This window comes from Pseudoalteromonas sp. C8, assembly GCF_011378685.1.
Lineage (GTDB): Bacteria > Pseudomonadota > Gammaproteobacteria > Enterobacterales > Alteromonadaceae > Pseudoalteromonas > Pseudoalteromonas arctica.
Genome location: NZ_WTKT01000004.1, coordinates 195,719 through 207,187 on the forward strand (window position 1 = coordinate 195,719; position 11,469 = coordinate 207,187).

7 protein-coding genes are annotated in these 11,469 nt (G+C 40.0%); 1 reads left to right on the top strand and 6 read right to left on the bottom strand.

Going from position 1 to position 11,469, the window contains the following annotated elements; all coding sequences use genetic code 11:
• Window positions 1-298 precede the first annotated feature (298 nt).
• A complete protein-coding gene (locus GQR39_RS06045) occupies window positions 299-1,312 on the bottom strand; it encodes a LacI family DNA-binding transcriptional regulator (RefSeq protein ID WP_010555045.1) in 1,014 nt (337 codons plus the stop codon).
• Between the two features lie 36 nt (window positions 1,313-1,348).
• Window positions 1,349-2,341 carry a glucokinase gene (gene glk, locus GQR39_RS06050; protein WP_165735094.1) on the bottom strand — a complete coding sequence of 331 codons (993 nt, stop codon included), beginning with the start codon at window positions 2,339-2,341 and terminating at the stop codon, window positions 1,349-1,351.
• Between the two features lie 291 nt (window positions 2,342-2,632).
• Here glk and GQR39_RS06055 point away from each other — a divergent pair, with 291 nt between their 5' ends.
• Window positions 2,633-3,652: a LacI family DNA-binding transcriptional regulator gene (locus GQR39_RS06055; protein ID WP_165735095.1), complete on the top strand. Its 1,020-nt coding sequence runs from the start codon at window positions 2,633-2,635 to the stop codon at window positions 3,650-3,652.
• 90 nt (window positions 3,653-3,742) lie between these two features.
• On the opposite strand, the gene GQR39_RS06060 is transcribed toward GQR39_RS06055, so the two are convergent.
• The 4 genes from GQR39_RS06060 to GQR39_RS06075 form a co-directional block, all read right to left on the bottom strand.
• A complete protein-coding gene (locus tag GQR39_RS06060) occupies window positions 3,743-6,160 on the bottom strand; it encodes a glucan 1,4-alpha-glucosidase (RefSeq protein ID WP_165735096.1) in 2,418 nt (805 codons plus the stop codon).
• 10 nt (window positions 6,161-6,170) lie between these two features.
• On the bottom strand, window positions 6,171-7,676 hold the full coding sequence (locus GQR39_RS06065) for an MFS transporter (protein ID WP_165735097.1): 1,506 nt from the start codon (window positions 7,674-7,676) through the stop codon (window positions 6,171-6,173).
• Window positions 7,669-9,528, bottom strand: a complete 1,860-nt coding sequence (locus tag GQR39_RS06070) for an alpha-amylase family glycosyl hydrolase (protein ID WP_165735098.1) — start codon at window positions 9,526-9,528, stop codon at window positions 7,669-7,671. Before GQR39_RS06070 ends, GQR39_RS06065 begins: the two co-directional genes overlap by 8 nt.
• A gap of 90 nt (window positions 9,529-9,618) precedes the next feature.
• Window positions 9,619-11,469: a glycoside hydrolase family 13 protein gene (locus GQR39_RS06075; protein WP_165735099.1), complete on the bottom strand. Its 1,851-nt coding sequence runs from the start codon at window positions 11,467-11,469 to the stop codon at window positions 9,619-9,621.

Here is an 11,469-nt window from a genome sequence, read left to right on the forward strand (position 1 = left end):
AGTAGCAACTACAGACTCCACGTAAATAACTGTACTGAGCATCTTTGATTTACCCGTTCAAAGGTACGCTACCAGGGAGCCTCTCACAACAGCCCTGACACCGGTGTCACTGTATTAACGCATAGCAATGACACCGGTGTCAACCCCGGGTAACAAAAATAGTTTAATATTTTAACATGACCGAATAATGACCTAATTGATTTTTAGGCACAAAGTATATTTTAGCAAGTTCAGAGCAAAAAAAAGCCCGAATAAGCGTCACTCATATTCGGGCTACTGTGAAAGTGTTTTTAACTCACTATTTTATCGCAGAGGTAGACTCGCGTGTAATCAAGCGTGACTCAAGCGTTACCTGATACGGCTGTTCTTGCGGTTGAGCTATGTGTGAAATAAGTTGAGTTACGGCTTGTTTAGTCATTTCTTCAACAGGCTGTGCAATAGTCGTTAAACCAGGCCAAATATGACGTGCAATGGGTGCATTATCAAAGCCGGCTATTGAAATGTCATCAGGCACTTTTAATTGGCGCTGGGTAGCTAATTTTAATACCGCTGCCGCCATGTAATCGTTTGATGCAAATACAGCTGTTGGCCTAGGAGACAAATCTAAAATACTGCGTGCACTATCTACACCTGAGTGATAACTAAAGTTACCCTCCTCTACTAAGCGCTCATCAAACTCTATTCCATGGCTTGCAAGTGAACGCCTGTAGCCTTTAAAGCGTTGTTGCGTGGCACTGTGATCCGGGTGTCCTTTAATAAACGCTATAGATTTATGCCCAAGGCTAATTAGATGCTCAGTAATTTCAAATGCGCCTTGTTCATCATTACTACGAACTGAAATAGAATCATCTTGAAGTAAAGCTGACGCAACTCTTGCGTAAGGAATTTTTTTAGATTTTAAAAAAGCAACAAGCTCAGCAAAATCACCAAAAGGAGGTGTTAGCACTATGCCATCTAATCGAGAAGTCTGTAGTAATTGCTCAATATTATTTATAAGGGCTTCACCACGAAACTCACAAGGATGTATCAATAAATTATAGTTATTTTCTTTACATGCTTCTAAAGCACCCGTTTGCACGCGAGTAATGTAGCTTTTACTTGGGTTATCGTAAAGACACCCAATAATAAAGCTACGATTTTGTGCGAGGCCTCGTGCAATTGGATTTGGGGTGTAATCGAGTTCTTTAAATACCGCAAGCACCTTTTCTCGGGTTGCAGCACTAACATTAGGCTCGTTATTTAAAACGCGTGATACGGTTTTTTTAGAAACACCAGCATGACTTGCCACACTGTTTATTGTTACTTTTTTCATCACTCTATTTTTCCAAATGCGAACAAGGAAAGCTCCTTATTTGCTGTTGTGCAAACACGCTGCGGCACCAATTAGTGGAATATTATCTTGTGTTACAAGTATTACAGGAATTTGCCCTGCGTACTGCGACATAATACCCTTTTGCGAAAATCGTTCAACAAAACGACTCTCTAGAAGTCTTGCTTGCATACGAGGCAGTATTCCACCGCCAATAAATAGTCCGCCTAAAGCACCGTAAACAACGGCTAGATCGCCAGCTACACTGCCGATCCAATCACAAAATTGATTAAGCGTTGCATCGCACACAGCACATTCACCGCTATTTGCTAGACTACTTATTTGCGCAGCATCTAAATTTTTAGCTGTTACACACTTAACCGCAGACATCGCTTTGTATAAATGCGTTATGCCAGGGCCTGAAAATACAGTTTCAATAGAAACATGGGGATGATCTTTACGTAACTCATTTAATAGTAAAGTATCGAGTTCATTAACTGGTGCAAGCGATATATGCCCCCCTTCTGAACTTAAAACAGCGGTAGATTGCGACGTTCTAACTAAGCACGCGGCACCAAAACCAGTACCTGGACCTATAACACCAATGTTAGCATTGTCATCAGCTTGGCCTGATTTAACAATGACATTTTGTTTAGGATCTAAGTAAGGAGCCGCATATGCAAAGGCAGCAAAATCGTTAATGACTTCTAGTTGCTGTAAATCAAAATGAGTTTTAAATTCACTAACACTAAAATGCCAACCTAAATTGGTTAAATGTACCTGCCCAGCTTTTATTGGACCTGCAACGGCTAAACATGCGCGTTTAGGTGTAATATGCGAGACTGTTTGTAAATATTGCTCAAGCGCACTTTCAAGTGAACCAAAATTAGCACTAGGAAAAATATTAATGTGCTCTATTACAAATTGGTTAGTATGTTCATTAAAAGCAGTTATTAAAGCAAAGCGGGCATTAGTGCCGCCAACATCAGCAACTAAGATGGGATCAAATTGGGCAGAAGAGTTTAGGCTCATAGTATTATCTCTTTTGTTAAGCGACTCGTGCTTATTATTTTACAATGGTATACCATTGTTATTTATACTTTGAGCTATCACCTCAAAGTAGCTATCACAGTAAAAAATGCTGCCTATAAAATATATAAACAGCGAATACGTTTTGACAACAAAATGATAAAACATTTATATTATGACACCGGTGTCAGCCGTTTATCAATAAAAATATACGTTAATTCACAAAAAGCTTGAAATTATTCATTAATAACCGAAAATGGCACAATTATTTATCAAATTAATTAAGTTGTAACAATGAAAGGTAAAGCCACCTCTTTTGATATTGCCCACTATGCAGGGGTATCTCAATCAACTGTATCTCGCGCTTTACGTAACAGCCATCTTGTTAATGAAGAAACACGTAAACGTGTTTTCGATATAGCTAAAAAGCTTAATTATAAAGTTGATAAAAATGCCAGCAACTTGCGTACACAACAAAGCAGCACACTTGCATTACTTCTTTTCGAAGACCCTACCTCTGATGAGTCACAAATTAATCCTTTCTTTTTAGCCATGCTTGGCAGCATTACCCGTGCTTGCGCTAAAGAAGGTTACGATTTATTAGTATCATTTCAATCAGCCAGTGCTGATTGGCAAGCAGACTATGAAGACAGTCACAGAGCCGATGGTATTATTTTACTCGGTTATGGCGATTACATTGATTACCAACCAAAATTTAACACCTTACTTGAACAAAACACTAAGTTTGTTTGTTGGGGTGCAACGGTTGATAATCGCCCAGATTTAACTGTTTGTTGTGATAACTACGGTGGCGGTAAGCTCGCCGCTGAGCACTTTATTGCTCACAGCAGAACTGATTGCGCTTTTATTGGTGATGCATCTGATCATAGCCCTGAATTCTTTAGTCGCTTTCAGGGTTTTAAAGATGAGCTACTGGCTAATAACGTAAAAATAAACGAACGTAAAATGGCTAATGCTATATCAACTGAAGAATCTGGGTATCACGCCACTCGTTCGCTTATCGCTAATAATATTAAATTTAACGCCTTATTTGCTGCAAGCGACTTAATTGCTATTGGCGCTATACGTGCACTTAAAGAAGCAAATATCAACGTACCAAAAGATGTTGCGGTAGTCGGCTTTGATAATATAGCCATTGCAAGTTATGTAAATCCACCACTGACGACTATAGAGCAAAACACCACTGTTGCTGGGCAAATGCTCGTAGAGAACTTATTAAAACTGATACGTGGTGAAGAAGTGCAAAGTACCCTACTTCCACCTGTATTAATTTCTCGAAAAAGTAGCAGTTAAACTTCAAATATCCTGATAGGACTTCAACATAATAAAAACGCTTCTAAATTTATTTAGAAGCCTTTTTTAATAACTACAGCATGCTTTATATTAGTTTTTTAGAGACTCGGCAACTACAGGATAGTAATCCCAAACTTGTTTATCACTGAGTGAGCGTACAAGCTTAATGTATTCTGCGTGTGTCCAAGCTAGAGGTGTTGCTGAGTTTGTACCCTCGCCTAACTCATAACCTGCTTTATTTACGCCTACGCCATCCCATACTTGCTCCGGTAGCATCATGCCGCTATTAGCAAACTGCTCTAAACCTTTTACGTAACTATTTTTAATGTCCGCTTGTTTTGCATCATCAAGCGCATTATTTGCATTTGCAGCTGCTATTTCATAATGCCCGCGCTCACCTGTAAAAAATGGCCATACACGACCACGTTGGCCTGGCGTGTTGCTCCCGCTTTCGGCGTAATTAGTACCTGTGGTTTCATCTTCGCCGTAACCGTCGTTACCATAACGGCGATAGCCTGCAAATGTGCCGCTACCATCGGTAAAGTTAAAGCTGTATTTAACTTGTAAGTTATCTTCAAGCGTTTCGTCGTCATATTCAGGTAAGGTTTTAACTATACTTGCATCCTTGGCACTTCTTACTCCGTAGCGGACTAATTCTAAAAACCCACCGTCTAAAATCTGCTTTTTGTTAAAACCTTCACGGCCATTGTTGGCGTTAATTTTAGTATTAGAGTTAGCGTCGGTGTCTTGACCTATACGAATAAAATACTCGCCATCGGTGCTATCACCTTTTAAATTACCTTGGGTGGTAAACATTTGCGATTCTATATTACTGTTGTACTTTTTAGCCGTTGCTAAATAACGATCAGCATTTTGAGTATCACCACTGAGTGTTGCTATGTCACTGGCTGTTATAAGGCCAGCAACAACGGCAGCCGTTGTAGAGGGAGAATAACCACTTTGCTCTTCCCAGCGCTCTTGTTGTGTTGCAGGTGGAGTGATTTGCATGTCGTTCCATAAAATTTTAGCTCTTCCGCCATTAACTAAAAAGTCAGCTGCCGGTTTTAGCATGCGTGCGTACCAATCTTTAAGTTCGTTATCACTTAGTACGTTTGCTTGATGTAACTTCCACGCGAGCATAATTGGCATAGCCGTTTGATCTAGCTGTACCCCTACCCATTCAAGTTCACCGTCAACATGTGTTTTTTGTAAAAACCAGCCAGTGTCGCCATTGTTACCGGGAGTTTTGCTAGTAACTTGTACTTTTTCAAGGTATTCGAAGGCCGTTTTTGCAGTGGCTGTATCGCCTAAGGCCATAAACGCCATAGCTACTTGATAAAAGTCACGAACCCATACCGCTTTGTAACCTGTAGAACCCTCTTTGGCTGAAACAGTTTCACCCCAAGGATTAGAAAGTGAAGCAATGAGCGCACCCGCATTGGTTTTGTCCTCTTGTGCCTTTAGCACCATTGCACTGGTATAAAGTAGCTTACCGTCATCGGCTGTTTGATTAACCATGGCGTTTAATGGCTCAAGGCTTTGTAAATAATCTTCCCAGCCTAGCGCTTCACCTTTACCGTTGTAGGCATCAAGCACATTTTGATAACCTTTAGATAAGCTCTGTGCACCTTGTTGATGGCTTTGCTGCTGGGTTTTACCAAAGCTTAGTGCTAAATCAAATGTGGTATTACTATCGATATTACCAAGCTCTGCCAGCAGAGTGACGTTACCTGCCTTATCGCCAGTGTTTGAATATTGTTTGCTTAGTGTGTGTTGTTTTTTAAGTGAGGTGATGCCATCGCTCACACCTGTAAAGCCTACACTTTGCATTTTGAATGGCGTAGATGATTGCAACGTTAAAAAGTTATCGTCTTCCCAGGCAACTAAGCCTTGCTCAGTGGTTTTTGCAAAATCACCTAAGCCGTTGTTGTTTATATAAGGGTTAACAGCAACATACGCTCTCACGCCTTTAAGTGATGTATTAAAAATACTGCGTACAAACAATGTTTGTCCGCCTGGATCGGTGAATATGTGTTTTTCGAGGGTAAAACGCCCTTGCTTATCTGTGCTTGTTACTTTGTAAGCAAGCGATAGTGGTCTACCTTTATCGTCTTTATGTAAGTAATCAATTGTAACGTCTAAGTCGTCAGCTTCAGTGACTGTGAAGTCTTTACCGGTTACTACAAACTGCATATCTTTAATTTGTGCTTGGTGAATGAGTCCAAACATAGTTTCGGTGATCATACCTTTAGCAATTGAAAACCATACCTTTGATACTTCACCTGTCGCAGCGTTGTTATTATATTGGCCGTTTTGGTATTGCTCAAAAGAAGTACCAATTCCGGTTTTACCCGCGTAAGCCCAAAATGGTTCAGCACCTGGTGCGCCAGGAGCGCCAGAAGCGGCTGAAACTGTAGCGTCAATATTTTCGTTATTCTTATTTTGTGCACCACAGGCTGTTAAACCCAAAGTTAAAATAGCAGTGGTAATAAGGTTATATTTTTTCATTGTGTGACCCTTAGTTTGAATTTTTAACGCGCATTACAGCAATTGCAGCAACAACGAATGATGCAGCACCAATTAATAATGCGTAAATAGGCTGATTAGAAAATACGTGTCGTAAAATAAGCCCTAAAATACTAGCGGCAAGCAATTGCGGTATAACAATAAAGAAGTTAAAAATACCCATATACACGCCCATTTTGTTACTCGGTAGTGCATTACTTAACATTGCATAAGGAAGCGATAAAATAGAAGCCCATGCAAAGCCAACGCCTATCATTGGAATAAGGAGCATTTTTGGATCTGTTATAAACATAAAGCTCGTAAGGCCCAATGCGCCTAGTAATAAGTTAAAGCAATGCGCGCCTTTTAATCCCATTTTTTTAACTAAAAACGGAATACACATAGCAGCAATAGCCGCAAAGCCATTGTAAGCTGCAAATAAAATGCCGACCCAATCAGCCCCATCGTTAAAGGCTTTACTTGTTGCATCACTGCTGCCGTAATGAAAGCTTGTTACTGCGGCTGTGGTGTATATCCACATAGCAAATAACGTAAACCAGCTAAAAAACTGCACCCAAGCAAGCTGCTTCATTGCCTCTGGCATGGTAAATACATCTTGTACTACTTGGTAAAAACCGCCTTGTATTTTGTTAGCAGCCTTTAATGCGCTTGCTATCCACTGCACAATACCAAACGCTAGTAAGCCACCAGCAAGTAGGTATAACTCTTTTTCAAGCGATAAACCCATTACTAAAGCAAGTGTTGCTAAACCTAACACCACAAAAATAATGGCACCTTTATTGAATTTGATATCTACTAATGCGGTGTTAGTCGGTTTGGCAGTGTGGTTTTCAAAAGCAGCTAATTGCTCAGGGCTATATTCTTTAGTTCGCATAACTGTCCAGAGAACTGCAACTAGCAATACAACCCCACCCCAATAAAATGAATATTTAACAGATTCAGGGATTTGCCCTGGCGCAGCGGTATTACTAACGTCAAACCAATTGGTCATCATCCATGGTAGTGCTGAGGCTAATACCGCACCAATACCAATAAAAAAGCTTTGCAAGCCATAGCCCGTAGCACGTTGTTTTTCTGGCAGGTTATCGCCTACAAGCGCTCTAAAAGGTTCCATAGTGACGTTGATTGATGCATCCATAATCCACAACATACCTGCAGCAATCCAAAGGGTTGGTGAATGCGGCATGATAAAGAGTGAGATAGTAGTAAGTACTGCCCCAATGAAAAAGAATGGACGTCGACGACCAAAACGCCCCCATGTTTTATCACTCCAATAACCAATTATTGGTTGCACTATTAAACCTGTTAGTGGTGCTGCAACCCATAAAATAGGAATATCATCAACTTGTGCGCCTAGGGTTTGAAAAATACGGCTCACATTGCCGTTTTGTAGTGCAAAACCAAATTGAATGCCTAAAAAGCCAAAGCACATATTCCATATTTGCCAAAAACTTAGATTTGGTTTGTTGCTGTCATAATTATTATTTTGATTATTCATGATTAGCCTTATTAGTTAAAACTGCGCTACTAAATGCATCTAGCGAAAGCATAAGCTTTGTAATTTCTTTGTCAGTGATGATCTTTACCGTATTTTGTTCAAGTAAGTCGTGTAGCGGTTTATTTCGCTCAAAGGTCTTTACTTGCTCTGGTGTTAAATTAATTAATACCGTTTGTGGCTCCCCACTAAAATTACTAAAAACATAAATAGATTGCTGTCCCAGCGTGCGTACAAAACCAACAACACGCTCGCTACCACTAACCGAAAGCGCTGTCATGGTTCCACCTACAACAGCGGGTAAACTATTAAGAGCCATTATTGCTTTATAATAATCACGAAGTGATGCTTGTTCGCTCGTTAAGTTAGCGCCGTCGAATTTGCCTTTATTCATCCATGCTTGATGCGCTGGTACACCAATATAATCAAAAATGCTGGTGCGAGTAGGTGTTCCAAAACCTGCTTTTTCAGATCCGTCCTCTCCCACATCTTGCGCAAAATATAATAAAGTGGGTGCGCGACTAATTAAGCTAGAAACTACCATTGCTGGTTTCCCCCAGCGTGCATCACCTGCAAAATCAGGGCTAGCAATGCGTTGTTCGTCGTGATTTTCTAAAAAGTGCAGCATGTGCGCTTCAATATCAGTAACTTGGCTTTGGGCTGCAAAAATAGTATTGGCAGCTTGCTTATTCTGCATAATGGCTTTTAATGTGTCGTAAAAGCCGACTTTGTCATACAAGTAATTCATTTTTCCTTGCTGAATATACGCTCTGTACATTTGTGGGTTGTAAACTTCAGCCAATAAGAACGCATCGGGCTTTTGCATTTTTATTGATGAATTTAAAAAGCTCCAAAATTCAACCGGTACCATCTCGGCCATATCGTACCTAAAGCCATCAACGCCTTTATCGAGCCAGTACAAAGTGATGTCTCTAAATTTATACCAACTATTAGGAAGCTCTTTATTTTGCCAAAACGCATAATGAGCTCGATAATCTTGGTTTTCTAGCTCTTTAGGTAATGCAGGAAAGTCATAGCTGCCATCAGGCTTAACACCATAATTCACTCTTACGGTTTCGTACCAATCGTTAATATCTGGCTTTGGTGCACGCGCACCATTACCCGTCCATTTTGCTGGGGTTTCATCAAAAAAACCGTCAGCTAAAGGGTGAGTATTACCCCCTAAAACTATATAGCTTTGTGATGTTGGAACCTGAAAAGACTGACCTGGTACATAATAAAAGTTATTATTTTTATCGTACTCTTTGCTGGTGTCGTCTTGTTCACCAAAGTCTTTTATTCCCTTGGGTTTTGCTACTGATTTATAATTACGAGCCACATGGTTAGGTACAATATCTATAACCACTTTCATGCCATGCTTATGAGTGCGTTCAATCAGGTCACTAAACTCACCCATTCTATTGGTCACATTTATGGCTAAATCTGGGTTTACGTCGTAGTAATCTTTTATTGCATAAGGTGAACCTGCACGGCCTTTAACTACATCAGGGTCGTCTTGCGTAATTCCATACTCGGTATAATCGCCCACTAGCGCATGATGTAAAACACCGGTATACCAAACATGGGTCGTACCCAATTCTTTAATACCTTTAAGTGCAGCATCGTTAAAGTCGGAAAATTTACCTACGCCATTTTGCTCTTTTGTACCCCAAGGCACATTCGCGGTCTGTGTGTTGCCAAATAAGCGTGTAAATACTTGGTATACAACGGGCTTTGTTAACTCATTTTGCGCCTGTTTAGGTGCTTGCTGTTGTTCGGTTTCATTATTGTCTGAGCACGCACTTGTTATAAGTGCGCTACACAGTAATGCAGGTACATAAACTGATTTTTTCATTGTGTGTCTTTTTGTCAGTAGTGTTATAGCTTTATACTAAAGATATCTGCAGCAAGCATACAGTTGCTGCATACGTATTCACTTAAACATTCACGGTGTATTAATCACTAATACCGCTGCAGCCATTGGCTTTAAGTTAATACTGTTAGTTAGTTTAAAAGTGTGTTGTGTGAATAATGCCTGCGCATTGGCATTTTTTGGTATAACTTCTTGCATGTAATCAAGATTATGCTTTTGTGTTACTTTGTTTTTATTCATAAAAACTAATACTGTTTGCGTATCACTAACACGAGCATAACTATACACACCATTGTTCGGACTAAAATGAACGAGCTTACCCTTTGTAAGTGCCGGGCTCTGCTTTCTAAAGTTAAGTAGCGTGCTTATAGTCTTGTGCATATCGCGCTGCTCTTTACTTAAACCTATTCCAGTAAACGCATTGGCGTTTTGATTTTTAAACCCGCCTGGAAAATCAATACGTATATCACCATGATCTTTACTCGGCGTGTTATCCAATAATATTTCGGTTCCATAATATATTTGTGCAATGCCGCGCGTTGTTAAAAACAAAGTCATCGCCATTTTAGTTTTAGCTAAGTCTTGCCCAAGCTCCGTATATACACGGCTCATATCGTGGTTATCAGCAAACACCATAATGTTATTGGTGTCTGGGTATAAAAAATCGTTAGCTAATGACTGATATACTTTAACCCAGCCTGTGCTCCAACTTTCATCTTCATTTAAAGCTCGAATTACCGCCTCTTGCAACGAAAAGTCCATCACACTGGGTAAGCTTGACACATACCCATCTTGATTAACTTTACCGCGCTGCCAATACGACGCTATTGCAGGGTTTGAAGTCCACTCTTCGCCAACAATATTAAAGTGTGGATATTCATCCATAATGGCCTTGGTCCAATCACTTAAAAACGCTTTATCTGAATAAGAATAGGTATCTACACGAATACCGCTTAAATCTGCGTATTCAACCCACCAAATTGCATTTTGAATTAAATACTCATTTAATAATGGTTGACGCTGATTTAAATCGGGCATGCTAGCGACAAACCAACCATCGCTAAATTGGCGTTTATCGTAGTTACTTGCGTGTGGATCTTGAATTGTTTGGCGCGCATGGCTTGTGGCATTTTTGCCATTTTCAAACTGCCCATTAAAGTTAATCCAATCTTGAGTTGGTTTATCCTTCATCCACAGGTGCTCAGAACCAAAATGATTAAGCACCATGTCCATAACAAGCCCAATGCCCTGCTCTTTAGCCTTTGTTGACAACGTTTTATACAACTGGTTTGAACCCATACGTGCATCAACGTTGTAAAAGTCTGTGATCGCGTAACCATGATAAGAGTAATCAGGCATGTTGTTTTCAAGCACAGGTGTTAGCCAAAGCTGTGTCACGCCTAGATTATTTAAATACGGCAGCGCATTAATTACACCTTGAATATCACCGCCATGTCGCCCGCCTTTAAAGCTTGTATTTACACTCTCTAACATACCTCTAACTGTATCGTTTTTTTCATCACCATTTACAAAGCGATCTGGGTTAATTAAATATAAAGCATCTGCATTTGTGAAACCTTGGCGTTGCGCGCTATGTTTATCTCGGGTAAGTAAAGGAAATTCAAAGCTATGTACTGGATCGCTACTCTTAAATTGAAGCGTTCCTGCTTTGGCGTTATCGCTAATATTTAAATGTAGAAAAGCATAATTAGGGTTGTCAGTGCGGGTTACGTTATTAAGATTAACCCCTTTATACTTATCTAATTTAAATTCTTCGTTCGCTATATTTTGCTCATGTACGAGTACTGTAATGTTATTTTTATTCATGCCTACCCACCAATTGGCAGGCTCTACATTAAGTGCATAACTAAAGCTTGGTAAGCTACATGCGCTTACTAGTAAAAGTGTGTTTAAAAATCGCAT

What these genes read in the sequence shown, in the direction of transcription:
- GQR39_RS06045 (WP_010555045.1), bottom strand. Translation starts at nt 1,312, where the DNA reads ATGAAAAAAGTAACAATAAACAGTGTGGCAAGTCATGCTGGTGTTTCT.
- glk (WP_165735094.1), bottom strand. Translation starts at nt 2,341, where the DNA reads ATGAGCCTAAACTCTTCTGCCCAATTTGATCCCATCTTAGTTGCTGAT.
- GQR39_RS06055 (WP_165735095.1), top strand. Translation starts at nt 2,633, where the DNA reads ATGAAAGGTAAAGCCACCTCTTTTGATATTGCCCACTATGCAGGGGTA.
- GQR39_RS06060 (WP_165735096.1), bottom strand. Translation starts at nt 6,160, where the DNA reads ATGAAAAAATATAACCTTATTACCACTGCTATTTTAACTTTGGGTTTA.
- GQR39_RS06065 (WP_165735097.1), bottom strand. Translation starts at nt 7,676, where the DNA reads ATGAATAATCAAAATAATAATTATGACAGCAACAAACCAAATCTAAGT.
- GQR39_RS06070 (WP_165735098.1), bottom strand. Translation starts at nt 9,528, where the DNA reads ATGAAAAAATCAGTTTATGTACCTGCATTACTGTGTAGCGCACTTATA.
- GQR39_RS06075 (WP_165735099.1), bottom strand. Translation starts at nt 11,469, where the DNA reads ATGCGATTTTTAAACACACTTTTACTAGTAAGCGCATGTAGCTTACCA.